22 protein-coding genes are annotated in these 24990 nt (G+C 47.4%); 19 read left to right on the top strand and 3 right to left on the bottom strand.

Going from position 1 to position 24990, the window contains the following annotated elements:
• Positions 1-137: 137 nt before the first annotated feature.
• Complete coding sequence (locus AC1XTG_RS03495) at positions 138-1775, top strand: glycerol-3-phosphate dehydrogenase/oxidase (protein ID WP_484841039.1); 1638 nt, start codon at positions 138-140, stop codon at positions 1773-1775.
• 30 nt (positions 1776-1805) lie between these two features.
• Positions 1806-2852: a beta-ketoacyl synthase chain length factor gene (locus AC1XTG_RS03490; protein WP_484841038.1), complete on the top strand. Its 1047-nt coding sequence runs from the start codon at positions 1806-1808 to the stop codon at positions 2850-2852.
• On the opposite strand, the gene AC1XTG_RS03485 is transcribed toward AC1XTG_RS03490, so the two are convergent.
• Genes AC1XTG_RS03485 through AC1XTG_RS03475 form a run of 3 tightly spaced genes read right to left on the bottom strand, consistent with a single transcriptional unit; the run spans position 2838 to position 9501 of the window.
• On the bottom strand, positions 2838-4085 hold the full coding sequence (locus AC1XTG_RS03485; RefSeq protein WP_056286869.1) for an NAD(P)/FAD-dependent oxidoreductase: 1248 nt from the start codon (positions 4083-4085) through the stop codon (positions 2838-2840). The two genes, AC1XTG_RS03490 and AC1XTG_RS03485, sit on opposite strands and share 15 nt — an antisense overlap.
• Positions 4086-4087: 2 nt before the next feature.
• A complete protein-coding gene (locus tag AC1XTG_RS03480) occupies positions 4088-5617 on the bottom strand; it encodes a phytoene desaturase family protein (RefSeq protein ID WP_484841037.1) in 1530 nt (509 codons plus the stop codon).
• Positions 5618-5655: 38 nt separating this feature from the next.
• Complete coding sequence (locus AC1XTG_RS03475; RefSeq protein ID WP_484841036.1) at positions 5656-9501, bottom strand: 1-acyl-sn-glycerol-3-phosphate acyltransferase; 3846 nt, start codon at positions 9499-9501, stop codon at positions 5656-5658.
• Between the two features lie 146 nt (positions 9502-9647).
• Here AC1XTG_RS03475 and flxA point away from each other — a divergent pair, with 146 nt between their 5' ends.
• The 17 genes from flxA to AC1XTG_RS03390 all read left to right on the top strand — a co-directional run bounded on the left by flxA (position 9648) and on the right by AC1XTG_RS03390 (position 24906).
• Positions 9648-11177, top strand: coding sequence for a flexirubin biosynthesis tyrosine ammonia-lyase FlxA (gene flxA / locus AC1XTG_RS03470; RefSeq protein WP_484841035.1), 1530 nt, complete (start codon positions 9648-9650; stop codon positions 11175-11177).
• On the top strand, positions 11174-11905 hold the full coding sequence (gene flxB / locus AC1XTG_RS03465; protein ID WP_484841034.1) for a flexirubin biosynthesis SDR family reductase FlxB: 732 nt from the start codon (positions 11174-11176) through the stop codon (positions 11903-11905). Before flxA ends, flxB begins: the two co-directional genes overlap by 4 nt.
• A 3-nt stretch (positions 11906-11908) precedes the next feature.
• A complete protein-coding gene (locus tag AC1XTG_RS03460) occupies positions 11909-13126 on the top strand; it encodes a beta-ketoacyl-[acyl-carrier-protein] synthase family protein (protein ID WP_484841033.1) in 1218 nt (405 codons plus the stop codon).
• A 197-nt stretch (positions 13127-13323) separates the two neighbouring features.
• On the top strand, positions 13324-13590 hold the full coding sequence (locus AC1XTG_RS03455; protein WP_082489239.1) for an acyl carrier protein: 267 nt from the start codon (positions 13324-13326) through the stop codon (positions 13588-13590).
• Complete coding sequence (locus tag AC1XTG_RS03450) at positions 13591-14460, top strand: lysophospholipid acyltransferase family protein (protein ID WP_056286883.1); 870 nt, start codon at positions 13591-13593, stop codon at positions 14458-14460.
• Positions 14457-14876 (top strand): hotdog family protein, encoded by a 420-nt coding sequence (locus tag AC1XTG_RS03445; protein ID WP_484841032.1) that lies wholly within the window; start codon positions 14457-14459, stop codon positions 14874-14876. Before AC1XTG_RS03450 ends, AC1XTG_RS03445 begins: the two co-directional genes overlap by 4 nt.
• A gap of 17 nt (positions 14877-14893) precedes the next feature.
• On the top strand, positions 14894-15307 hold the full coding sequence (locus AC1XTG_RS03440) for an acyl-CoA thioesterase (RefSeq protein WP_056286888.1): 414 nt from the start codon (positions 14894-14896) through the stop codon (positions 15305-15307).
• Positions 15308-15333: 26 nt separating this feature from the next.
• On the top strand, positions 15334-16416 hold the full coding sequence (locus tag AC1XTG_RS03435; protein ID WP_484841031.1) for a beta-ketoacyl synthase N-terminal-like domain-containing protein: 1083 nt from the start codon (positions 15334-15336) through the stop codon (positions 16414-16416).
• Entirely contained in the window at positions 16413-17024 is a 612-nt protein-coding gene (locus tag AC1XTG_RS03430) for a hypothetical protein (protein WP_484841030.1), read from the top strand. The genes AC1XTG_RS03435 and AC1XTG_RS03430 overlap by 4 nt, the downstream gene beginning before the upstream one ends.
• Positions 17025-17066: 42 nt before the next feature.
• Complete coding sequence (locus AC1XTG_RS03425) at positions 17067-17324, top strand: phosphopantetheine-binding protein (protein WP_056286897.1); 258 nt, start codon at positions 17067-17069, stop codon at positions 17322-17324.
• An 11-nt stretch (positions 17325-17335) separates the two neighbouring features.
• The gene (locus AC1XTG_RS03420) at positions 17336-18520 is read left to right on the top strand and encodes a beta-ketoacyl-[acyl-carrier-protein] synthase family protein (protein WP_484841029.1); all 1185 of its coding nucleotides are present in this window, start codon (positions 17336-17338) and stop codon (positions 18518-18520) included.
• A 1-nt stretch (position 18521) separates the two neighbouring features.
• Positions 18522-19499, top strand: coding sequence for a beta-ketoacyl synthase chain length factor (locus tag AC1XTG_RS03415; protein ID WP_056286905.1), 978 nt, complete (start codon positions 18522-18524; stop codon positions 19497-19499).
• Entirely contained in the window at positions 19489-20253 is a 765-nt protein-coding gene (locus AC1XTG_RS03410) for a polysaccharide deacetylase family protein (protein WP_484841028.1), read from the top strand. The genes AC1XTG_RS03415 and AC1XTG_RS03410 overlap by 11 nt, the downstream gene beginning before the upstream one ends.
• Positions 20246-20878, top strand: coding sequence for a flexirubin biosynthesis/transport protein LolA2 (gene lolA2, locus AC1XTG_RS03405; protein WP_484841027.1), 633 nt, complete (start codon positions 20246-20248; stop codon positions 20876-20878). Before AC1XTG_RS03410 ends, lolA2 begins: the two co-directional genes overlap by 8 nt.
• 15 nt (positions 20879-20893) lie before the next feature.
• Positions 20894-21247: an ApeI family dehydratase gene (locus AC1XTG_RS03400; protein ID WP_484841026.1), complete on the top strand. Its 354-nt coding sequence runs from the start codon at positions 20894-20896 to the stop codon at positions 21245-21247.
• A 64-nt stretch (positions 21248-21311) separates the two neighbouring features.
• The gene (locus tag AC1XTG_RS03395) at positions 21312-22493 is read left to right on the top strand and encodes a DUF2062 domain-containing protein (RefSeq protein WP_056286917.1); all 1182 of its coding nucleotides are present in this window, start codon (positions 21312-21314) and stop codon (positions 22491-22493) included.
• Between the two features lie 181 nt (positions 22494-22674).
• Positions 22675-24906 carry a sodium-translocating pyrophosphatase gene (locus tag AC1XTG_RS03390; protein ID WP_056286920.1) on the top strand — a complete coding sequence of 744 codons (2232 nt, stop codon included), beginning with the start codon at positions 22675-22677 and terminating at the stop codon, positions 24904-24906.
• Positions 24907-24990 lie beyond the last annotated feature (84 nt).

Genomic DNA, 24990 nt, shown 5'->3' with positions numbered 1-24990 from the left:
AACCTCATTCTAATGTCACGAGCAATTATTATACCAAGTACGTCGCCAGATCAAATGTTGCGCAGCATTTGTTTTAAGCCCCAACTTCGTACTTTTGCAAACATCACCACCAACGCCGACGCTGTTACTCCTGCTCAATGAACCGCCCTGATTCGCTCACAAGATTTAATAATGAAGAGTTTGATATTTGTATCATCGGAGCGGGCGCAAGTGGTGCAGGTTGTGCGCTCGACGCAGTATTACGGGGCTATAAAGTAGCATTGATAGACAAAAAGGATTTCGCTTCCGAAACCTCTTCCCGCTCCACCAAACTGATCCACGGCGGTGTACGCTACCTGGAACAAGCATTCAAGAAACTGGATTTCGCGCAGCTCAAACAAGTCCGCCACGGATTGGAAGAGCGGCATATTGTCTTGAAAAATGCACCGCACCTGGCGCGTCCGCTTGCATTGATGACGCCCGTTAGTTCCTGGTTTGAAGGTCTTTATTTCAAAATCGGTTTGCAGCTCTACGATGCATTTGCGATCAACGATACCCTCCCCAAGAGTAAATGGCTGAGCAAAAAGGAGGTTCTCGCCAAAATTCCTACGCTTGATCCAAAAAAGCTGCATAGCGGCGTACTTTATTACGACGGCCAGCTGGATGATGCGCGTTACTGCCTTGCGATTGTACAGTCGGCCTCCGAGCAGGGCGCGGCTGTGGCTAACTATATGGAAGTTAACGGGTTTGTTAAAAATGAATCCGGGAAGCTGAGCGCGGTAAACTTGGTGGATACCAGGTCAGGAAATAGCTATACGATCAAAGCAAAGCTCTTTATAAATTGCACCGGACCATTCGCGGACCATATCAGATTGCTCGCAAATCCTGCACTTCCGGAAAGGCTCAGGCCGAGTAAGGGCGTGCATGTGATGTTGCCTGCCAAGACCCTGAACAGCGAATATGCCATGCTGATCCCGAAAACGTCCGACGGCCGGGTTGTTTTTGCGATACCCTTCGAAGGCGCTACGATGATCGGGACTACGGACACAGAGTACAGCAAAGTGTCGGAAGAGCCGATGCTCAATGAGGAGGAAAAACAATACCTGGCAGCCACATTGAACCCTTACCTGGCGAAACCCGTCGAGCTTAGTGAACTACGCTCAGGCTTTGGCGGCTTGCGGCCATTGCTATCTGCCGATCCGGGTAAGTCTACCAAGAGCCTCGTTCGCGACCATGAAATCGAACTGGATGAAAAAACAGGCTTGCTAAGTCTGCTGGGAGGAAAGTGGACCACTTACAGGTTAATGGCAAAAGATACAATTGACGAGGCCGACGCTATTTTCTCCCAACAAAAACCTTGTATTACCGACGCACATATCCTCGCAGGCGGAGAGCATTTCGATCCGGAATCGTGGAAGAAGCTCAATGCGGACTTTGCTTTGTCGGAGGAAGTTGCGCGGCACCTTGTGTCCAAATATGGAAGTCGGGCTGGTAAGGTCGCGGCCATTGCGCGGGATAATGCAGCACTCGCTGAGAAGCTGAGCCCGGAATACCCTTATGTGAAAGCGGAGATTGTTTACGCGGTAAGAACTGAAATGGCGGTAACACTCCGGGATTTCCTGGCAAGGCGCGTCAGAATGGAAATTACTAATTGGAAAGAAACATTGAATGTACTGCCCATTGTTGCCAGCCTGATGGCACGGGAATTGGAGTGGACTGAGGAGCAAGAAAAAAAGGAGCTGGCGGAATACGCAGCTCTGATACAAAAATTTATCGCCGGAGCACAGCTAGCTTAGTGCATCGGGCAACACATCGTTATTTTTAGAATGTACATTAAGCAATCAGCCTGCATTTCGCCGCAACGCACTTTCGACAATGGTTTTCTGGAAGGCGACGTAGCATCTTACAAAGGCATCCGGTACCAGGCGATTGAACCCGAATATAATGGCCTCATACCAGCAGGGTTATTGCGGAGAATGGGCAAGGCGATCAGAATGGGCGTAGGAGCGGGGCTGCCTTTGATTAAGGAAACGCCGGTTGACGGTATCATTCTGGGAACTGCAAACGGCGGGCTGGAAGATTGTCTCAAATTCCTCAACCAGATCGTCGACTACAATGAAGGGACACTTACTCCGACGAATTTTGTTCAAAGCACACCCAATGCAGTAGCAGGGAACCTCGCCCTGATGAGCAAGATTACGGGCTATAATACCACGCACGTTCACAACGGGCTTGCATTCGAAGCTGCATTGCTCGACGCCTGGATGCTTTTACAGGAGGGGAGGGCAGAGAGATTACTGGTGGGTACAGTTGAGGAAATTTCAGACTATAATCATAATATTGACTCACTTGGCGGCTCTTTCAAGAAAGGAGATTTCACATCCGAGGAGTTATTTACTTCCAACACACCAGGTTCGGTGAATGGTGAAGGAGCGGTGATGTTTGTTATGGAAGAGAGCAGGTCTGCGGAGAGCATTGCCAGGATCGTTGATGTGGACCAAACCAGCTACCTTCCCGAGAGTGGCCTGCATGACCGCATTCAATCTTTTCTTGCAAAAAACGGACTAACACCGGAGGATATCGACACGCTGTTTATCGGGATTAGTGGCGATAGCCGCACGGATTATCTTTACACAGGCATGCGTGAAAAGCTATTCGGCGGGAGTAATTGTTATTCTTACAAAAACTTTGTGGGAGATTATCCGACTGCCTCGGCATTTGCAACCTGGCTCGGCGTACAAATGCTGGCCGGGAAAAAGCTTCCCGACCAATGCAAATATGCTTTTTCAGAAGAAAAGGAGCCCCGTAATATCCTCATCTATAATCATTTCAAAGGATTGCAGCACGGGCTCATCCTCTTAGGAGCTAGCTAAGCCAGCCGCTCTTTCCTTCATTCTGATCACCTTCGCCAGCGTTGGAAGAATGGTATCGTGTTTCTTGACAAAGGGATTTGACTGGTCCCAAACGTAACCTGCCAGCACAGAGCAGATCTGGTGTTTGATATCATCCTCGATTTCGCTTGCAAATACAATGGTTTGGAAATCACCGCTATACCAGCCGGTAACGTAGCTTCTGAACACATCAATTCCACGCTGCACCACGCGCTCGTACTCATTTTTCCAATCCACTTTCTCGCCCTGTAAATGCCGGTCTGTCATTTTCGCTGAAAGCAAGCCGGATGCTGTTGCGAATGTCACGCCGGAGGAGAATATCGGGTCTAAAAATTCGGTACTGTTTCCGGAAAGCACAAAACCTTCGCCAAACATCGACTTAACACCAACGGAGTATCCCAAAATATGCCGCGGCTCAAACTTGAATTCCGAATCCTGGAACCTGCCTCTCAGGTCTTCGAAGTTGCGAATGAAATCCTTGTACTTCTCTCCGCCATTCTCTGCAAGCTCCATTACCTTCTCTTTGTCGCTCACAATCCCCACTGACGTAGACCCGTCAGAAAAAGGGATCGCCCAGATCCAGGATTTGTTGTTGTCAAATGAATGTACAAAAATGTTGTTGCTCGCCTTTTCCGACCGGTTTTTGTCTTCCAGATGTGAGAAAATGGCTCCCCTCGGTGTGAATGCAGAGGGTTTGCTCAGGTCGAACAAACGTGGTAAAACCCGCCCGTATCCACTCGAATCGATGATAAAGCGGCATTGAATGGTATGTAAATGGCCTTCTGCATCTTTGTATTCCAGCACCTGCTTGTCTGCGCTGCATTCGACGCTGAGTACCTCACATTCAAAATTGACATCCACGCCTTTGGCGCGGGTCGCCTCTGCGAGTGTACTGTCGAAGTCTGCACGCTTCACCTGCCAGGTCCACGTCCAGCCTTTTGTAAACTGTTCGGAAAAAAAGAACTCGCAGCGCTTGTCTCCCCGCATAAAAGCTGCACCGGTTTTCTTTTGGAAATGCCGCTCGCGCACCGCATCCAGCAGCCCCGACTCGTCGAGGTGCTCCATGCAGCATGGAAGCAGGCTTTCGCCTATCTGAAAGCGGGGAAATTTTTCTTTTTCAAGGATTGTGACATCGTAGCCCTTTTTCTTTAAGTACGAAGCTGCTACCGTTCCGGCCGGGCCGGCTCCTATGACTACCACATCAACTGTTTGCATGATCACGCGTTTTTTACTTTTTGAATGAGTTTCTCTTTATCTACAAATGGGAAGCAGGTTATAAATGCACTTACAGTAACCCCCAGTATCCCGTGCAACGAAATATTCTGGCCCGTCAGGTGCAGGTTTGGTATTTTGGTTTTTGTATTGATCTGTGTTCTGGCTGGTGAAACGGAATCTTTCATAATACCGTACATAGATCCGTCTTTATTGCCGATATAGTCGCGGAAAGTGAGCGGAGTAGCGCTGTGCACCGCTTTGATCTTGCTTTTTATCCCCGGAAATACCGACTCTATCTTATTTACAACCTGCTCCTCCTTCTGCCTTTTGAATGCTTTATATTCCTCGTCACGCTGCCCCGGCTCCGCAATCGTACTGAACGTTTCCTCCCACTTTGCAGTTTCGGAAGCCCGCATGTAGGTCATAATAGACATTGAATCTGCATACTCGCCTGTTTTGGAAATATAGGGCGTACAGATAAAGCTTGTCTGCGGCCAGTTCTCTTGTTCGTAGTCAACCGTGTCCCAAACGTTATCGGTATCGTGAAAATAAATATTGTGGTTGAGGTATTTAAATGATTTTTCGTGAAAGGTAACGTGGACCAGAAAAGTAGAGACTGTATTTTCAAGTCCCTGGATCCTGCTTTTATAAATATTCAGAAACCGGTCTTCTCCGAAAATATCGATAGTAACCGCAGGATGTACGTTGGAAATGAACTGTTTACCTCTTACTACCTCGCCATTTTCAAGCACCACCTCTTTCACCAGTCCATTGTCTTGGTAATTAGCTGAAACTGCTTTTTTATGTTTCACAATCAGCCCGCCGCGCTGCCTGATCGCCCGGCTGAACTGAATCGCAATCTGTGATCCGCCGTCGATAAATTTGTAAGCGCCTGATAAGTAGCTCTTCATGATCAGTGCATGCACGTAAAATGGCGTTTTGTGGCGCGATCCGGCATAAAGCAGGTTGGAGCCTGCGAGCACGTTCCTCAACCTGGCATTATTTGTCAGAGAGGCAATGTAATCGTGCGCATTAATGGTCAGCATTTCACTTTCCATGTAATAGCCTTCCGTAGAAGTTTCCAGGTTGTAAAGCGGGAACTTGCTGCATACTTCAAGGATTTTTGCGCAATACGTGTTGATTGCCTCTGCCTCGTCCGGAAAATAAGAGATCAGTTTGGCCGCGAATGCTTCGAAACCCTGTGCATAAGCGTATTCTGATCCATCTTCAAACCTGATCACGTCAAATTCTTCGTCCAGCCGCTTCATTTTTAACTGGTCAAAAATGCCGAAGTATTTGAAAAACTGGTAGAGGTTTTCGCCTTTGTCCAGACTCCCCACATAATGCACGCCCGTATCGAAAATGCTTTTGCCGCGACTATAAACCTGCAAATGCCCGCCGATCTGGTGGTTTTTTTCAAGCACGATCACGCTGTAATTTTCCATTGCGAGAATGAGCGCGCAGGCCAGGCCACCAAGCCCGCTTCCGACAATTACGAAATCGTATTCTTTTTCAAAAGGTGCAGCTTGCATTATACAGCCTGGAAAATGTTTGATTGAAGGAATTGCTACTATAAAGTGTCTCCCGCTTTTCGGAGGATAAAAAGGACATTGGACGTTTTTTTCGAATGCTCTTTCAGCTCATAGTGAAGATGGTGATGGTGCGCGAATTCGACGATATCCTTTGACGAAAAGAAGTGAAAATCTTCTTCCTTTTTATTAAATGAAAAGATGCGGGTCGACAACGCTTCGGTCTTTTTTGTGTTTTCAAAACGGCCGCTGAGGTCAGTGATACCATCCCGGATAAATAGAATTCCGCCCGGATTTAATGCGGCGGCACACCTGTCAAGCAGCTTTCGCTGTTTTTCTTTCGACAGATAATGCAGTATATCGTTCAGAAAAATCACGTCCTGCGCCTCCTGGCGGGCTTTCATTACATCCATTTGTTCAAAATGGAGCTGGTCAGACTTGCGGTAGCTATTTTCCGCAACACTGATCTTTTCTTCATCGTAGTCAATTCCCCTGATCGTCCTTTCTGCATTTTTGTAGTGAAGATAAAAAGACAAGTATCCATATCCGCAACCCAGATCGAGTATCTTCTTCCGCGTGCCGATCAGTTCGTTATAGCTGGCGAAATTCCGGCTTTCAAGTCTCCACTTCACTTTGAAATACCATTCGAGCACCGGCCCTTTGAAAACGTAATTGGTGAAAATCTTGTGTTTCAGGTAGCTCGTATCTTCCATTTCATCCGTATAAGCCGCAAACTGTGCCCGGAAATACGCGGACATATTCTTGGTACTGTCTCTGAGCTGGCCGCACAGCAATGGATCCGACTGCGGAATGCGCGGCAATACACGTACGTTCAGCGCGCCCGGCCGGATCAAAAAATCGTTTTTAGGAAGTACATCGTGCGCACCGTGGATCAGAATGGGCTGAATGTCAAGACCAAGCTGCGCGGCTAAATGGAATGCGCCTTTGTGAAAACGTGCAATTTCACCGTCTTCCGAGCGGGTCCCTTCCGGGAAAATCAGCAGGGAATATCCTTCCGCAACCAACTCCTTGACTTTTTCAATATTCTGCTCGGCTCCATCGTCAGTGTATACATAACCTGCATACCGGATAATGGGACCGAAAAAAGGAGATTTGTATACCCAGCCTTTGACCATCAGCACGATTTTCGGGTGCAGCATAATGGCCAGCAGGATGTCGAGGAAAGAGGTGTGGTTGGCAATAAAGATCACCGGCTTATCCATTTGCAGATTTTCAAGTCCTGAAAACCGCTTCTTCACATGCGGGCCGGAGTAAATGACCGACTTTGCAAACCACGAAAGTGAACTGTTGATCATCGCCCGTTTCCTGCTTTTTGAAACCGGTAAAATCAGGATCGTGAGCAGTTTGGAATGCAGGAAAAGACAGCCGGAAAGAAAGTATGTAAAGCTTGAAATACTGATCAGGAAGGGCAGCAGAGTAACCGGCGCCTTCTTTCTGGCAATCCTGTTTTGGACAAAAAAATCGAAAAGAACAGGTTGAAAAGCAAAAGAGATAAAGAGAATGCAGACAATACCCAGTACACTGATCACCGCAATGGAATGAATGGCGGGATGTTTGGCAAAAATCAGCACGCCTGTACCGATGATGGTGGTAGTGGCCGAAAGTATAATGGCAGACTGGTAGGAGTGCAGGGTGTCTTTCTTGTATTTATACCTGCTTAGCAAACCGTCAGTCACGAAAATGCTGAAATCATCCCCGAGTCCGAAAATGAATGTGGTAACAATGACATTGACAAAGTTGAATTTGATTCCAAAGATCGCCGCAATGCCCAGTATCCAGACCCAGCTGATTACCATGGGGAGAAAGGAAAGGAGGGTCAGCTCAATTCTGCCGTAAACTACGAGGAGCGTCAGGAACACAATGGAAGCTGATATCAGGAGCAGGTAATTGAAATCGTCTTTGACCATCGACAACATTTCGCCCGCCATTTCGCCCCGGTCGAACAAGGCTGCCTGCGGAATCTGGCGGAGTTCGCTCTTAACTGCATCGAGGTTGGTCTGCGGTACTACCACAGTTGAGATATAGGTAGTTTTGCCAGCTGTTCTTTCCACCAGATTGTCTATCCCCAGCTCCGCGAAAAGTGTATCCTGAGACACGGAATGCTCATACTGGCCCGCGACCCAATTTTTAAAATCATTAAAGGCAAATGCATTGAAACCGTTTTTGGCGCCAGCCTTATCCATGACGTCAAATGCACTTTCTTTTCTTCTCAGGTTCCAGTATTCGTGCCACTTTCTGGTTCGCTGTAACTGAATATCCCGGGGTACCAGCAGTGAGCCCGGACTTGCAAAGCTGGAAATGCTGCCTTGCCGGCGCAATGCGGCGAGTTTTTGATAGACTTTATAATTGATGTTTTCCGCAACCTGCCGGCTCGTGTCCGAAGCAAAAACATAGATCCTTTTTTGCTTTTTGGGATCAATGCCGGTCAGCGACTGCTCCCGTAAAGAAAGGTCTTCATTTTGCAGGCTGAGGTTATCGAAGCCGCTGTCAAACTCGGTGAACTGAGCGAAGTATAAGAAGACGAAAGTGAGTACCCCTATGATCCCCAGCAGCCCTAACCGCCACTTTGCCGGGATGGCGGGCAGGTGGACAGACTGCCGCTCGGCTGGCAATTTCTTATAATCGAAACGTGCAGATTCGAGAATGACCGGCAGTGCAATCAATGTAAAAAGCGCGGCGCCCAGCAGTCCCAGGGAAGAAAAAAGACCGAAATCCTGCAACACGGCCGAGTTGGCGAAATGCAGCGCACTGAAGGCCATTACTGTCGTGAAGCTGCCTGTCAGCAGTGGCGCGCTCACTTCTTTTACGGCGGTCGCGATGGAACCGGTATGTCGGAGGTGCGTAAAGAAGTGAAAAGCATAATCGAGCAGGATACCGAAAATCACTGCTCCGGTAGCCAGCGAAATACCCGATACCTCCGGGCGCAGGTAGCCGATCGTGCCCAATGCAAACAATGCGCCGAACAAACCGGGCAGCAACATGAAAACAGGTGTAAGCAGCTTCCGGTAATAAACGATCAGGAGCAGCAGAATGCAGCCCAGCGCAATGAAAGAGGTATAATACGTGTCCTGTTTGACCTGGATCGCATTCCTGGCCGAGATCTCGAATGTACCAAAGTAGCTGAGGCGGTTGTGCTTGTAGCGGCTGTTCCACTTTCCCCTGATCTGCTCGGTCAATTCAAAGAGTGCAACATTCTTATCGGAGTTGCCCGAATCGTAAGCGGTTGATGCGAAGACCAGAATGCTTTTCCGGTTTGCCGAAAACATGATCCCGTCTTCAATGAGGAGGTTGCCTGCATTATTATTTGCATTAAGCTCAACGAAGTATTTGCCGGTGATACCGAGAGGATCGTTGAGGATAAACCTTTTCAGGAAAGAGCCGCCGGGCGTAAGCAGCTGTCTGTAAGTTGCTGCCACAGCAGCGCGGATCGAATCGGGCTTTAATCTTGACCCAATGTGATTGTAATACGGCGCATCGATCAGCTCCGAAAAGTGGGTGTATACATATTGATACAAATCCTCCTGCACATTGGGCCGCTCGATCTGGATGTTGCGGATATAGCCGCTGGTGTGCCTGGTAAGTGTGTCGGAAAGCTCTTCTGCGATCAGGCGAGCGGTTTCGGCATCAGTATCCGTCGGGATATCAATGGAGAACACGATCTGGTTGATGATGTTCTTGCTTTCGACAAGCCGGTTGAATTCGTCGAAACTTTTACCTTTTGGCAATGCAGCAAAAATGCTTTCGGTAACCCGCAGCCGGAAGATGCCTGCAAACAGAAAACAGGAAAGCAGTATTAAGCTGAGATAGAACGCTGTTTTGTGACCGGAAAGGAATTTATTTAGTCGTAAAAGTAAATCTCCGATCATCGGCGGGGAAAGCGTGAGTGTCAGACAAAATTAATGAAATGTACAAATCCGGCAACTTCCTGCAAGCCGGAGCCGCTGACTGAGTGGTTTGCCAAAGCCGCAAAAAAAGGTTTATTTTACACAATATTCAATTACTCTATCTTTAAATGAATCGTATTTCATTAGCTCAGATCGAGCAATATGCTTTTGAAAAAAAGGAATTTATTCTCGCTGACGACATTCTTAATCAAGTATCGAAATCCTTTGCCTTTTTAACGAATTTCTCCAAAGATAAAATTATATACGGCATCAATACCGGGTTCGGCCCAATGGCGCAGTACCGGATTGAGACCGACAAGCTTAGCAACCTTCAATACAACCTGATCCGCAGCCATTCCAGCGGGATCGGAAAGCCACTTTCCGAGGTTTACGCACGCAGCGTGATGGTGGCCCGCCTTAACTCATTTTTACAGGCCAATTCCGGCGTAAGCACCGCAGTAATAAAGCAGCTGGTTGCTTTCTTGAACAATGGGATTGTACCCGAAATCTTCGAACATGGCAGTGTGGGCGCAAGCGGCGACCTGGTGCAATTGTCGCATTTGGGACTTAACCTGATCGGCGAGGGCTGTGTGTATGACAATGGTGTCCGGAAGCAAACTGCCGAGGTACTTGCCGCTAAAGAAATCGCGCCGCTGCAAATGGAATTGCGCGACGGATTGGGGTTGATCAATGGTACTTCCTGCATGACAGGTATGGCGGCGATCAACCTGATTTATGCCAAGAGGCTTTTGCAATGGGCGATCGCCGCTTCTTCCATGCTCAATGAAGTGATAGAAGCATTTGACGATTCGTTTTCCAAAGAACTCAATGCGGTTAAACATCATAGGGGACAGCAGCTGATCGCGCAGCAAATGCGGGATTTTGTGGCGGGAAGTAAAATGATCCGCAGCCGCGAAGAGCTTTTCAAGGATGATACCGCAATGCAGCGGAAGGAATTTGAAAGGAAAATTCAGGAATACTATTCCATTCGTTGCGTTCCACAGATATTGGGGCCGATACTCGACACGATCCATTATGCACAGGAAGTGGTTGAAAATGAGCTCAACTCAACTAACGATAATCCGATCGTAAGTCCGGAAGATGACAATGTATTTCACGGAGGTAATTTCCACGGCGACTATATTTCGCTTGAAATGGACAAAGTGAAAATCGTTCTGACGAAGCTTTCTATGTTGATGGAAAGACAACTCAACTTCCTGATGAACAGCAAGCTGAATGGAAAATTTCCGCCGTTTTTGAATGCAGGTACCTGGGGGCTGAACTTCGGGTTTCAGGGTGTACAGTTTACCGCTACTTCAACAACCGCTGAAAACCAGGCGCTTTCCAGCTCGGTATATGTTCACAGCATTCCGAACAATAATGACAATCAGGACATTGTGAGTATGGGTACCAACAGCGCCGTAATTGCAAAGCAGGTGCTGGAAAACTCATTTCAGGTAATGTCCATCCATATTATGGCCATTTGCCAGGCGATCGATCTGCTCGAACCTGACGAGAAAGAGCGGCTGTCGCCCAATGCGAAATCTGTTTACAGTCAGATCCGCCAATATGCTCATTTCGTGAAAGACGATCTGCCGCAGTCAGAAAGCATAGCCGCAGTTTTTGAATATATCAAAGAAACCCCTTTTAAGTTATGAGCTGTGCTTTGGTAACAGGAGCTTCCAGAGGACTCGGAAGGGCAATTGCGGTACAACTGGCGAAAGACCACGGCTTGCACATTCTCGTGAACTATGCTTCCAATGAGGCGGCAGCGAGGGAAGCACTTGCAGAAATAGAGGAAAATGGCGGTACAGGCGAGCTGATGCAGTTTAATGTGCAGACAAAATCAGAAGTGGATGCTGCCCTGAATGCCTGGAAAGAAAAGAACGGAGACAAGACAATCAGCGTTTTGGTGAACAATGCCGGCGTTACCCGCGACGGTCTGTTTATGTGGATGCCAGAGCAGGATTGGGACGATGTGCTGAATATATCGACCAAAGGTTTATTCAATGTAACCCAGAATGCAATCCAGCAGATGCTGCGCAAAAGATCGGGCAGGATCGTCAATATTGCCTCGGTTTCGGGGATGAAAGGGGTTGCCGGACAAACCAATTACTCGGCGGCGAAAGGCGCTGTTATCTCGGCGACGAAGGCGCTGGCGCAGGAAGTTGCCAAGCGTAAGATCACCGTGAATGCAGTTGCGCCCGGTTTTATCACCAGCGATATGACCAAAGATTTAAATGAAACTGAATTGAAACAAATGATCCCGATGAACCGTTTTGGTACGGCTGCCGAAGTAGCGCACCTGGTTAGTTTCCTTGTTTCCGACAAAGCTGCCTACATTACCGGCGAGGTCATTAATATCAACGGAGGAATTTATTCGTAACAAATGAGTCGCAGAGTTGTTATCACCGGAATTGGAATTTACTCCTGCCTCGGCCAGAATCTGGAAGAGGTAGCTAAATCGCTGTATGCCGGTAAAAGCGGGATTGTATTTGATCAGGTGAGAAAGGATTTCGGCTTTCGCTCGGCGTTGACGGGTATGGTAGAGGAGCCTGAACTGAAAAACTATCTTTCGAGAAGACAACGTTTGGGAATGCACCAGCCGGCTGTCTATGCATATATGGCGACGCGCGAGGCGCTCGAATTTTCGGGACTCGACATTGATTATCTTGATAAAACAGAAACCGGCATAATATACGGAAACGATAGTACTGCGGCTTCTGTCGTGGAGGCGGTGGATAAAGCCAAGGAAAAGCGCGATACCACATTGATCGGGAGCGGTGCGATTTTCCAGAATATGAACAGTACCGTGAATATGAACCTTTCGACGATTTTCAAGCTGAAAGGGATCAATTTCACACTCAGCGCGGCTTGTGCCTCGGGATCGCATTCGATTGGAATGGGTTACCTGATGATTGCCCAGGGATTACAGGAGCGCATTATCTGCGGCGGCGCACAGGAAATCAATGCGGCTGCGATGGCGAGCTTCGATGGACTGGGTACATTCTCGGTGCGTGAAGCTGAGCCGGCCAGGGCTTCCCGGCCGTTTGACAGGGACCGCGACGGATTGATCCCCAGCGGCGGCGCAGCAACGGTGATCCTCGAATCCTATGAATCTGCAATGGAACGAGGCGCACCTATTTTGGGTGAGCTCATTGGATACGGGTTTTCTTCAAACGGGGATCATATTTCCAACCCAAGTATTGATGGACAAATCAGGTCGCTTCAAATGGCTTTGAAACAGGCAGGTATCACAACCAGCCAGATTGACTATATCAATGCGCACGCCACATCTACACCTGTTGGTGACGGCAGCGAGGCGCGTGCCATTTTCGAGGTTTTTGGCGGCGATGTGCCTGTAAGTTCCACCAAGTCCATGACGGGGCACGAATGCTGGATGGCAGGATCAAGCGAGATCGTGTACTCGCTGCTGATGATGCAAAACGGATTTATTGCTCCGAACATCAATTTTGAGAACCCCGATGAAGACTCTCAAAAAATCAATGTGATCGCTGAAACCAGAGAACAGAATATCGACTGTTTTCTCTCTAATTCATTCGGTTTCGGCGGAACAAACTCTACGCTGATCATCAGGAAAATCTAGACAGCCGTAATCGTGCGCAGTTAAATACTTCGTAAACGGCCGCTTCTTAATGCCTGAAATTTTGTAATTTTGTTCTCCTCCAAATCTCTGAACGGACCTTTTCGAATGGACTTTGCTCTCTTTGTGCCAGCCTTCGGATATATTTAAAAGTGTAAGGATTTTCAAACTATCAGTGAGAATAAATTAATTTTACTGCTATGCATGCTAACGAAGTAAAAATGAGTTGGGAAGAAATAGTTGAAGAAACCAGGGATTTTTTGTCAACAGAATTCGAGGTGGACAGGAGTGAAATCATTCCTGAAAACAGTCTGAAAGATACACTCGACCTGGATAGTCTTGACTATGTGGACCTTGTCGTGTTGATCGAGGAAAATCTCAATGTGAAGCTTACAGGGGAGGACTTCAAGGAAATCGTGACCTTTGGAGATTTTTATAGATTAGTGCGCAAGAAACTTGCTTTGTAAATGAGCCGTTGGGACGGTAAGACCAAAGGATCTTTAACAGGGTACAAGATTTTTCTCTTTTTCATTAATTCCCTGGGGCTGAACTTTGCTTACCTCTTGCTGCGAGTAGTTACGTTTTATTACTATTTGTTTGCAGCCAAACCCAGACGTGCGCTACTTGATTTTTATCAAAATACCCTTCATGTGTCGGAGCGGGCTGCCAAAAAGCTCGTCCGGGCCAACTTTTACATCTTCGGACAAACGCTGGTAGACCGCGCTGCTTTTCTGCTGGGAAAGACCGAACAATTCACGCATACTTTCGAGAATGAGCAGTACCTGATCGACATCCGCGAAATGGGTCAAGGCGGGATATTGCTCAGCGCCCACCTGGGTAACTGGGAAACGGCAGGTAACCTGCTGAAAGGCAGGGTTACGCCGACTATCAATATTGTAATGCTTGATGCCGAAGTTGAGAGTATTAAGCAGTATATGGACCTTTCTACAGGAGGTTCGCGGTTCAATGTGATTGCAATCAAGGACGATCTCTCGCACGTTATTGCTATCCGGAACGCATTGGTTAACAACGAATTTGTTGCTATACATTCAGACCGTTACCTGGAAGGTTCGAAATTCATTGAAATGAATTTTTTAGGTAAAAAGGCGCGGTTTCCGTTTGGTCCGTTTGTCATTGCCTCCAAATTTCAGGCGCCGGTAACCTTTGTTTTTGCTGCCAAAAACGGTAAGTACAGCTACCATCTGAGTGCGACTGCACCGATCACCGATAAGATGAAACCAGAGGCAATTGCGCAGCTGTATGTAGCTGAGCTGGAAAAAAAGGTTCGTCAGTACCCTGAACAATGGTTTAACTACTTCAACTTCTTCGCCGAATGATCGTTTCGAAAGAATCTGTCACAGCTTACATTCCACACCGCGCGCCATTTATTATGGTAGACAATCTGCTTCATGCTACCCAGGAATTATTTGAAACAGACTTCTTCATTGAAAGTAATAATATGCTGGTGGAAGAAGGTTTTTTCCAGGCAAGCGGGTTGATAGAAAATATCGCGCAAACGTGCGCACTTTCATTCGGGTACCTGGGCAGGCAGGAGGGGGGAGAGGCTAAAATCGGCTTTATAGGCGCAGTCAGCAAGCTGGAAGTTTCCGAGCTGCCACCCGCTTCCACGACCATCCTGACGCGCGTTTCACCCTTGCACCAACTTGGAAATATTTACCTGGTGAAAGGTGAAAGTTTCCTGGAAGGACGTATATTGCTGGGTTGTGAGATGAAAATTGTTGTTGCGGAATAACCCCTAAAAAGTACATAATGATTGCTTCGGAAATCGAAATAGACATACGGTTCAGCGAAACCGACGCAATGGGCGTAGTTTGGCATGGTAACTACCTTAAATTTTTTGAAGACGGCAGAGAGGCATTTGGTAAGACTTACGGATTGGAGTACCTGACCATTTTTAACAAAGGTTATTTTACACCGATCGTTAAATCCGAAATAGACCACAAAGCGCCGGTATACTACGGACAAGCGATCAAAGTTGTAACCAGATATGTGCCTGTCAAGTCGGCGAAAATCCAGTTTGAATATGAAGTGATCAACTTGACAACTGGGGAATTGTGCGCGATAGGCAAAACCATGCAGGTTTTTCTGGACAAGGAAACGCGTACGCTGGAATTGATCACGCCCGCATTCTACCAGGAATGGAAAGTAAAAAACCAGGTTTAGCCTGATTTTCAAAAAGTAACATCAGAATGATTTATATCGGGGCTGAGGTAATGATTACGCCTCTGGGCGACACGACGGAGCAAAATTGGAGCGGATTAATGGAAAACAGATCGGGCATCTCGCTGGTAGCAGGTGCCGGTTTTTCAGGTGAAAGCATCCATTTGGCCAAAATGCATTCACTTTCAGCCGAAAACAAATTTGAAAAGCTTGTTACGGACAGTCTCACTGCCATTTCCCACAAAATTGATCCCGCCATTGTTTCCTCGGACCGAACCCTTGTACTTATAAGTTCGACCAAAGGTGCATTGGATGTCAATGTGAGAGATCAGTTTGCGTCCGTAATGGAGGCAATACGCGTACGGTTTTCGCTGGTCAATGTGCCTGTTGTTGTTTCAAATGCATGCATTTCGGGAGTACTGGCGATTAATGCGGCTAGTAATTTTATTAAGTCAAATCTGTATGATCACGCCGTGGTTATTGGCTGTGATGTGCTTTCGGACTTTGTTATAAACGGGTTTCAGTCGCTTTTCGCGGCAAGTGACCAGCCTTGTGCTCCGTTCGACGCGGCCCGGAACGGGATTACGCTGGGCGAAGGTTGCAGTGCTGTCGTTCTTTCCCGATCGAGTACCGTTTTTTATGAAGCGCCGCTTGAACTTCTGACCGGCGCAAGCGCCAACGATGCAAACCACATTTCGGGCCCGTCGCGGACTGGTGAAGGCTTGTACAGGAGTGTGAAAAAGACGCTCGCGAATAATCAGGTACAACCCGACGATATCGATTTTATCTCGGCGCATGGGACTGCGACGGTATTCAACGACGAGATGGAATCCATTGCATTCGACAGGCTGGATATGAGCAATGTTCACTTAAATAGTTTCAAAGGGTATTTCGGGCATACTTTGGGTGCAGCCGGCGTTATTGAAACCGCAGCCTCTATGCAGATGATCAGAAATGGAGCGCTTATTAAAAGTCTGGGTTTTCGCAATGCGGGTACCTCAAAGCCGCTCCATGTGGTTTTGGAAAATGAAAAGAAAGAATTGAGAACAATATTGAAAACTGCATCCGGTTTTGGCGGCGGAAATGCCTCTTTGATCATCCGAAAAATATGAAGCGTATTACAGCATATTGCCGGCTAAAAGAGGATTATTGTGCAGTAAATGGCGCCGAGGTGGCGCGTAGGGACTTAGCATCGTCCGATTCCTGGTTCAAGCAGATTTACAAGGAGCAGGGATTCGGCTACCCCAAATTTTATAAAATGGACTCGCTCTCACAGGCGGGTTACCTGGCTTCCGAGCTGATCAAGCGTGCTAATCCGGACTTTGCAACGAATTACGAAGACGATGAAATTGCATTGGTTTTCGCGAATAGCGTGTCCAGCACTGATACGGACTTGCGTTTTATTAAGTCTTACGAAGGAAGCGATTCACCAAGTCCGTCTGTGTTTGTTTATACCTTGCCCAACATTGTTTTGGGTGAAATAGCCATTTTGAACAAATGGTACGGCGAAAATATGTTTGCTGTTTTACCTAAATTCGCTCCCGGATTCTTCCTCAATTATTTGCAGGTAATAGGATCAACAGGCGCGAAGGCCGCACTTTGCGGGTGGCTGGAAGTTCTGGAAGGCAGGATCGACGTGTTGCTTTTTCTCGTTGAGGAAAGCGGAACGGACAGCCTGGAACTCAATGCAGAAAACCTGTTAAACCTGTCTCTGACATAATTTCCCAACAAACTAAAATTCACACTCAATATTTATAAGGCAATGGACACGCTCAAAGAAGACCTTAAAAAACAGATCATAGAACAGCTTAACCTCGAAGATATCACGCCTGCGGACATTGCCGACGATAGCCTGCTCTTCAACGACGAAGGACTCGGACTCGATTCTATCGACGCGCTTGAACTGATCGTTCTGCTCGAAAAATACCATGGTATCCAGGTTACCAAGCCCGAGGAAGGCAAAGAAGCATTCAAATCTGTCAACACAATGGCGGAATACATCCGCAAACGCAAAAGCTGATCGAACAATCAATGGGAGTCCGGATCACAGGTATCGGTGTTGTTTCTGCAATTGGATTAACGGTTGAAGAAAACCTGCGTGCATTGAAAGAGGGAAAATCGGGAATTGGTAAAATGGCTTTTCTGAAAGAAAATTCGGAATTGCTGGTGGGAGAGGCCAAGATTTCAAATGAAGACCTGAAAGCTGCATTGCATATTGGTACCAGGTATGTGTCCCGTACTTCACTGCTCGGGCTGCTGGCGGCACGCGAGGCCTGGGGCAAAAACAGGTTGTCAAAATCCTTGCGGACAGGCATTATCTCGGCTACTTCGGTAGGCGGGATGGACCGCAGCGAACATTTTTACAAAGATTATCTCGCAAAGGAAAATCCGGATTTCCGGTTGCTCAAAACACACGACAGCGGATCAACAACTGAGCGGATCGCCGCTGAGCTGGGTATTAAAGATTACGTAAATACTTTGTCAACTGCTTGCTCGTCAGGTGCCAATGCGATCATGCTCGGTGCCAGGCTGATCCTGCAAAACAGACTGGACCGGGTGCTGGTAGGCGGCTCGGATGCATTGGCGAGCTTTACCATCGATGGTTTCCGGTCGCTGATGATTTATGACGATCAATGGTGCCGCCCTTTCGATGAATCGAGAAGCGGATTGAACCTGGGCGAAGGCGCTGGTTTTTTGTTATTGGAGAATGAAAAAAGCATTGAATTCTCAGGAAACACAACGATCGCCTATTTAAGCGGCTGGGCAAATGCGGCAGATGCATATCACCAGACTGCCTCTTCGCCGGAAGGAAAAGGTGCTACCCTGGCGATAGCGCAGGCTTTGAAGAAATCCGGTTTGAATACATCCGGGATCACATATGTAAATGCGCATGGTACCGGCACCAAAAACAACGATTTATCAGAATCTGTCGCTTTGAAGAATGTCTTTGCAGACCAGATTCCCGCATTCAGTTCAACAAAAGCATTTACAGGTCACACGCTTGCTGCCGCAGGCGCGATTGAGGCTGTTTTTTCAGTTTTATCCATTCAGAATAACCTCATCTACCCAAACCTGAATTTCAAAAACAGCATCGAAGAGACCGGATTAGAGCCGGTCATAACGTTGCAAACCGACCGGGAAGTGCGGGCTGTGTTGTCCAATTCCTTTGGTTTTGGCGGTAATAATTCATCTCTGGTCTTTTCAGATCGTGCTTAATATGGAAAAAAGCGTGTACTATATTTCAGCCGCCTCCACGATTTCGCACCAGCCTACCTTTGGAAATGCAGGATTTTCGAAGTCGATCTGTGCGTTGGAAGCGGATTCCTCTTTGATAACTCCTGACTTCAAGGCGTTTATTGATGCGGGTTTGCTTCGCCGCATGAGCAAGATCCTGCGTATGTCTGTGGCTTGTGCGAAGGATTGCCTTGCGCAGTCGCACTTGGAACAGCCGGATGCGATCATTGTTGGAACGGGTCTGGGCTGCCTGCACGACACTGAAAAATTCCTCAATACCTCATTAACCGTTGAGGGATTGCTGCCGCCCACTTCTTTTATCCAGTCGACGCACAATACAATGGCCGGCCAGATTTCGCTGAGCATCAGCAATCACGGCTACAATATGACCCACACGCAGAACACGCTCTCTTTCGAGCATGCATTGCTGGACGCGATGATGCTTTTGGATGACGGAGAAGCCAGCATATTGGTGGGAGCGGCGGATGAATACATTGAGATATTGACGGAAATAGCGGGCGAACTGAACGTGCGTCCTGCGCGTCAGCTTACTTCTGCGGCATCATTTTTTATTGTTTCCAATGCACCCGAAAGCGACACGGTTGCCTGTGTAAAAGATTGCTGGCCTATTGCATTCCCGGAAAGCAAGACTTCGGCGATCAACGATTTCTTGCAAAGGAATGAACTGAATGCAGCTGAGGTTGACTATGTCTTGTTTGCGTCGCTGCTGCCGGAACAGTCCGGAGAGTTGGTGGACTTATTTACTTCGGCTGGTATGAGCGGAGAGCGATGCATTGACTATCTGGCATTTTCGGGCATTTACCCAACTGCCGCTGCTTTTGGAATGCACTACGCGGCAGATCTGATGCGAACTGATAGATCGATTCGGAATATACTCATCGTAAATGCATTGAGAAGTGAGAACCTGGGATTAACATTGATACAATCAGTTGAAGCATAACATCGTCACATTCACATCTATTACTGTGTTTGCATTGAGCGGGATCATCTTTTGGGAGACCGGCTTTGCATGGTTAGTCTTTGTGGCTATTGTGGTGGCTTACCTCGCAATTACCGCTTACGGATCTTTTAAAATCCAGTCCAACTACTTTTTCAAGTCCATTAACCAAGGCAGGAAAAAGGCTATCTCGCTTACATTCGACGATGGTCCGGACCCTGATACGACACCGCGTATCCTGGAAGTTTTAAGAGAAAAGAATGTGAAAGCAGCATTTTTTGTAATTGGCAAAAAGGCTGCAAAATACCCGGAACTGCTTCGTCAAATTGAAAGTGAGGGACATATTATCGGCAACCATACTTATAGCCACAGTTATTTCCTCGGGTTTTTCCCGGGGACAAAATTGAAACACGACATTGAAAAATGCAGTGAGGCGATTTTGTCTGCCATAGGAAAGTCGCCCGTGTTTTTCAGACCGCCATTTGGCGTCACAAACCCCATTTATGCGAAGGTATTAAAAGAGCTGCGGCTGCATTCAATAGGCTGGTCGCTGCGGAGCCTGGATACGCGCGCTACCAATAAGTACCAGATTATCAACAAGATCATAGCCCGGCTAAAAACGAGGGATATAGTGTTGCTGCACGACAACCTGCGCGTTACTGCCGATTCTGTTGAAGATGTGATCGAGCATTGTCTGCAAAAGGGGATCAAGATTATACCTCTTTCCCAACTCATTGAAAAAGAAGCTTATGAATAAATTCAGGTTCATTTTGTGCTTGTTCTGCATTGGGGCTACGCATATTTTGCAGGCACAAACTTTCAAGCCGGTGGCTGATCAGGAAAAAGTCCTGGCTGAGTTGCGTAAAACTTCACAGGCTACGACATCCATTCAGGCAGCATTTACAGAAGAAAAATTCCTGGCAGTTCTCAAAGAGCCCGAGCGTTCCTCAGGTTTGTTCTACTTTCAGCAAAAAGACAAAATGCGCTGGGAGCAGAAGTCTCCTTCTAAATACGTCATATTAATTAACGGTGATAAGCTGCGCATCCAGGAAGGCGGAAAAGAGAAGAATGTGGGCCAGGCGGGCAGAATGGCTTCGCAGATTAAAGAGCTTATGATAGGGCTTGTTAACGGCGATTTCCAGCAGAACAAAGCGTTTTCCATTGCTTGTCTGGGGAATGAAGATCAGTACCAGATCGTGCTGACCCCCATTAACCGGCGGCTTAAAAATATTTATTCAAAAATCACGATGGTTTTTCCCAAAAGCTCCCTCAGGGTGAAAGAATTGACGTTTTTTGAAAAGGGAGGTGACAAAAGCGTGATGAAATTTTCATCTGAGAAATTCAATCAGTCGATTAACGATAGTCTCTTCCAAAATTTATAAGTATACTTGAACAGGATGCAGCAAGGAATTTACCATATCGGGGCACTCGAACAAACAGACGGTGGCGTAAATGGGGCAGTGACAATCGATCCAACACACGCACTTTTTAGCGGACATTTTCCAGGTGCGCCGGTGGTACCGGGGGTGATTCAGCTGGAAATGGTGCAGGAGACACTGGCGCAGCATACAGGCAGAAAGGTGAAGTTAAAAACGCTGAGAACCTGTAAGTTTCTGGAAGTACTCGATCCATCAATGCATACAGAACTGACGGTTTCTATCAAATACAAGATGCAGGATACGCTGGATATTATCGCTTCCGGGGAAAGTGGCGGTTCAGTTTTTTTCAAGCTGCAAGCAACATTCATCTGAGTTATTTACTCTCTTTTTTGACTCAACGGACATAAAGAAATTTTTTATCAGTCCCGTAACTAAAATGACTCTTTCGGAGATCAAGTGCTGCATTATCATTCCTACTTACAACAATCAGAACACATTACGGAGGGTTATCGATTCTGTGCTTCTTTACGCGGACGGGCAGACGGTGATTGTGGTCAACGATGGTTCCACGGATGATACCAAGTACATACTGTCCTCGTACGGCGTTAAACTGCGTGTTTTAAACAATTTCAAAAATTTCGGAAAGGGCTACTCGCTCAGGCGGGCTTTTCAGGAGGCCATTCTGCTGGGTTACCAGAATGCAATCACGCTCGACTCGGACGGTCAGCATCTCGCGAGCGACATACCTGCTTTCATCGAAGCCGCGCATTTAAACCCGGGTGCACTGATCATGGGATCAAGGAATATGGAGCAGGAGGGGGTGCCGGGCAAAAGCTCGTTTGGCAACAAATTTTCCAATTTCTGGTTCAAGTTTGAAACCGGGATCACGCTTCCCGATACACAAACGGGTTTCAGGCTGTACCCATTGCAGCCGCTTGAATCCATGAAGCTTTTCACGCGGAAATTTGAAACCGAGATAGAAGTGATCGTGAAAATGGCCTGGCGTGATGTACCCATTGTTCCTATTAACATACAGGTTATTTACGATAAGAATGAGCGGGTTACGCATTTTCGTCCGTTCCGCGACTTCACCCGCATTAGTATTCTTAATACGTGGCTTGTAATACTTACCCTGCTTTACTATCTACCCAAACGGCTGATCCTGCAAGTGAGGCGGAAAGGTTTGTGGAACCTGATCAAACAGGAAGCTGTCAAGCCGGGCGAATCCAATTTTGACAAGGCCAGATCCATTGGTTTCGGCTTTTTTATGGGAATTCTACCAGTCTGGGGTTTTCAGTTGCTGATCGGGATCCCGCTTTCGATTTTCTTTCGGATGAACAAAGTCCTTTTCCTAACTGCCGCCCATATCAGTATTCCTCCATTTATTCCATTCATCATCTTCGCCAGCTACCAATTCGGCGGTTTGTTCTACGAGAAAGGTGTGGAAATCAGTTCTTTCGACAATTTGACGCTCGAATCCATTCACCTCAATCTTGTGCAATACATGCTGGGAGGAACAATGCTCGCGATAGCTGCCGGTTTGGCGGGGTTCCTGGGCAGTCTGCTTCTTCTCGCAATCTTCCGTCCGGCAGGCTCAAAGGCGCTGGAGACTAATTAGTTAGGTCAGGTTTTGTTGTAAAATGCTTCAATTTCTGAGGCATTTCCACTGAGCTATGTTCATTAAATTTTTATAAAATCTATAAGAATTAACCAAAAAGCGGGTTTTTGGATTTTGTTATGAGGTCTCATTTTCTATATTTACGGAATTGTAAACATTTTAACAATAAATTGGATATAGCATGAGTGTCATTACCTATTTAGTACCGGTTCTCGGTCTTGTTGGCCTGCTGGTTATGTTCTTCAAAAGAGGCTGGGTTGTCCGACAGGATGGTGGAAGTCCTGAAATGAAAGAGATAGCGGATGCTATTGCAGATGGCGCCCTTGCCTTCCTGAAAGCCGAATGGCGTGTACTCATCGTCTTTGGAATTATAGTTGCAATATTGCTGGGCTACTCCGGTACCCTCGTTGAAAATTCAAGTGCATTTATTGGAATATCGTTTGTAATCGGCGCTTTTGTATCTGCATTTGCAGGGTACATCGGCATGAATATCGCTACAAAATCGAACGTGCGTACCACCCAGGCTGCGCGAACCAGTCTTGCAAAAGCGCTGGAAGTTTCATTTACTGGCGGTTCTGTAATGGGGATCGGCGTAGCAAGCCTTGCAGTAATAGGGCTGGGCGGACTCTTTATCATTTTATATTCCGCATTCGTAGGCGACAGCACAGACGTGAATGGGCTGGCAATGGAAAAAGTGCTGGAAGTACTCGCCGGATTTTCGCTTGGTGCTGAATCGATTGCGCTTTTTGCGCGTGTAGGCGGCGGTATTTACACCAAAGCAGCTGACGTGGGTGCCGACCTGGTCGGTAAGGTTGAAGCAGGAATCCCCGAAGACGATCCGCGCAATCCAGCTACTATTGCGGATAACGTTGGTGACAACGTGGGAGACGTAGCCGGAATGGGCGCCGACTTGTTTGGTTCATACGTGGCTACAATTCTGGCTACCATGGTTTTAGGTAGGGAGATTGTCGCTACTTCAACAGATAACTTCGGTGGAATTGCACCGATCCTGCTTCCAATGGTCATTGCTGGAATGGGCTTGATTGCGTCTATCATCGGGATGATGCTTGTGCGTGTTGCTGATGATAATGGCAATGTACAGGCAGCATTAAACCGCGGGAACTGGGGTTCCATTATCCTGGTGCTGGTTGTAAGTTATCCTTTGACGATGTGGATGTTGCCAGAAGGTACGCTCACGATCAGAGGGGTTGATTTTACAGCAATGGACGTTTATTGGGCAATTTTGCTGGGCTCTGTTGTGGGTGCGATCATGTCGATGGTTACTGAATATTATACTGCAATGGGTAAGCGGCCGGTCCAGTCGATTGTTAACCAGTCTTCTACGGGCCACGCGACCAATATTATTGGTGGTCTCTCAGTAGGAATGGAATCAACCGTAATCCCGACGCTTGTACTGGCGGCTGGTATTTTTATCAGTTATGAATTTGCAGGTCTGTACGGTGTGGCTATCGCAGCGGCAGGTATGATGGCGACAACTGCCATGCAGCTCGCGATCGATGCTTTCGGGCCGATCGCAGACAATGCGGGTGGAATTGCTGAAATGGCACATTTACCTGAGGAAGTACGTGGTCGGACAGATGTACTTGATGCAGTAGGTAACACCACTGCCGCAACCGGAAAAGGTTTTGCAATCGCTTCGGCGGCACTTACTTCCCTGGCGCTTTTTGCTGCGTTCTGCGGTGTGGCGGGGATCAATTCAATTGATATTTATAAAGCTAATGTGCTCGCCGGGCTGTTTGTAGGAGCGATGATACCTTTTATTTTCTCATCGCTCGCCATTGCGGCGGTAGGTCGCGCGGCTATGAAAATGGTGGAAGAAGTACGTCGGCAGTTCCGCGAAATTCCGGGTATTATGGAAGGTACGGCTAAGCCGGAGTACGACAAATGTGTTGCTATCTCCACGCAGGCATCAATCCGTGAAATGGTAGCGCCTGGCCTTATCGCCCTGATTGTGCCTGTACTGGTCGGCTTTCTTTTCGGGCCAGAGGTACTCGGAGGTACATTGGCGGGTGTGACTGTATCGGGCGTATTGATGGGAATTTTTCAAAACAATGCAGGCGGCGCTTGGGATAATGCCAAGAAGTCTTTTGAAAAAGGCGCGGTAATTAACGGACAGACTTACTACAAGAAATCAGAACCGCACAAGGCGGCAGTAACCGGAGATACTGTGGGAGATCCGTTTAAAGATACATCCGGGCCTTCAATGAACATTCTGATCAAGCTGATGTCGATCGTTTCCCTGGTAATCGCGCCGCACATTGCAGTGGAGCACGCGGATATGCATGGAATGAACGAGAAGGCTAAAACCGAAAAGGTAACTACATTCGAAGCAAAAAAGACTGGTAGCGCATCTACCGAGGTATTCGCAGCTGCTTCCAAGGAATTGAAGTAAAGAACAAGCAACTTGACTGCATTGAAGATAAACCCGGCCACAAACGGCCGGATTTATTCGTTTAGGAGTTGAGAAATACACTTT

The sequence above is a fragment of the Dyadobacter sp. HNCC25DJ183 genome, from assembly GCF_056895175.1.
The sequence above is the reverse complement of the archived record's forward strand: the minus strand, read 5'-3'. Positions and strand labels throughout refer to the sequence as shown.

Excerpts from the sequence above, each read along its gene's own strand:
- AC1XTG_RS03435 (WP_484841031.1), top strand. The coding sequence starts at position 15,334 with ATGATTTATATCGGGGCTGAGGTAATGATTACGCCTCTGGGCGACACG.
- AC1XTG_RS03400 (WP_484841026.1), top strand. The coding sequence starts at position 20,894 with ATGCAGCAAGGAATTTACCATATCGGGGCACTCGAACAAACAGACGGT.
- AC1XTG_RS03455 (WP_082489239.1), top strand. The coding sequence starts at position 13,324 with ATGCATGCTAACGAAGTAAAAATGAGTTGGGAAGAAATAGTTGAAGAA.
- AC1XTG_RS03420 (WP_484841029.1), top strand. The coding sequence starts at position 17,336 with ATGGGAGTCCGGATCACAGGTATCGGTGTTGTTTCTGCAATTGGATTA.
- AC1XTG_RS03430 (WP_484841030.1), top strand. The coding sequence starts at position 16,413 with ATGAAGCGTATTACAGCATATTGCCGGCTAAAAGAGGATTATTGTGCA.
- flxB (WP_484841034.1), top strand. The coding sequence starts at position 11,174 with ATGAGCTGTGCTTTGGTAACAGGAGCTTCCAGAGGACTCGGAAGGGCA.
- AC1XTG_RS03415 (WP_056286905.1), top strand. The coding sequence starts at position 18,522 with ATGGAAAAAAGCGTGTACTATATTTCAGCCGCCTCCACGATTTCGCAC.
- AC1XTG_RS03495 (WP_484841039.1), top strand. The coding sequence starts at position 138 with ATGAACCGCCCTGATTCGCTCACAAGATTTAATAATGAAGAGTTTGAT.
- AC1XTG_RS03485 (WP_056286869.1), bottom strand. The coding sequence starts at position 4,085 with ATGCAAACAGTTGATGTGGTAGTCATAGGAGCCGGCCCGGCCGGAACG.
- AC1XTG_RS03445 (WP_484841032.1), top strand. The coding sequence starts at position 14,457 with ATGATCGTTTCGAAAGAATCTGTCACAGCTTACATTCCACACCGCGCG.
- AC1XTG_RS03490 (WP_484841038.1), top strand. The coding sequence starts at position 1,806 with ATGTACATTAAGCAATCAGCCTGCATTTCGCCGCAACGCACTTTCGAC.
- AC1XTG_RS03390 (WP_056286920.1), top strand. The coding sequence starts at position 22,675 with ATGAGTGTCATTACCTATTTAGTACCGGTTCTCGGTCTTGTTGGCCTG.
- lolA2 (WP_484841027.1), top strand. The coding sequence starts at position 20,246 with ATGAATAAATTCAGGTTCATTTTGTGCTTGTTCTGCATTGGGGCTACG.
- AC1XTG_RS03450 (WP_056286883.1), top strand. The coding sequence starts at position 13,591 with ATGAGCCGTTGGGACGGTAAGACCAAAGGATCTTTAACAGGGTACAAG.
- AC1XTG_RS03460 (WP_484841033.1), top strand. The coding sequence starts at position 11,909 with ATGAGTCGCAGAGTTGTTATCACCGGAATTGGAATTTACTCCTGCCTC.
- AC1XTG_RS03425 (WP_056286897.1), top strand. The coding sequence starts at position 17,067 with ATGGACACGCTCAAAGAAGACCTTAAAAAACAGATCATAGAACAGCTT.
- AC1XTG_RS03440 (WP_056286888.1), top strand. The coding sequence starts at position 14,894 with ATGATTGCTTCGGAAATCGAAATAGACATACGGTTCAGCGAAACCGAC.
- flxA (WP_484841035.1), top strand. The coding sequence starts at position 9,648 with ATGAATCGTATTTCATTAGCTCAGATCGAGCAATATGCTTTTGAAAAA.
- AC1XTG_RS03480 (WP_484841037.1), bottom strand. The coding sequence starts at position 5,617 with ATGCAAGCTGCACCTTTTGAAAAAGAATACGATTTCGTAATTGTCGGA.
- AC1XTG_RS03395 (WP_056286917.1), top strand. The coding sequence starts at position 21,312 with ATGACTCTTTCGGAGATCAAGTGCTGCATTATCATTCCTACTTACAAC.
- AC1XTG_RS03475 (WP_484841036.1), bottom strand. The coding sequence starts at position 9,501 with ATGATCGGAGATTTACTTTTACGACTAAATAAATTCCTTTCCGGTCAC.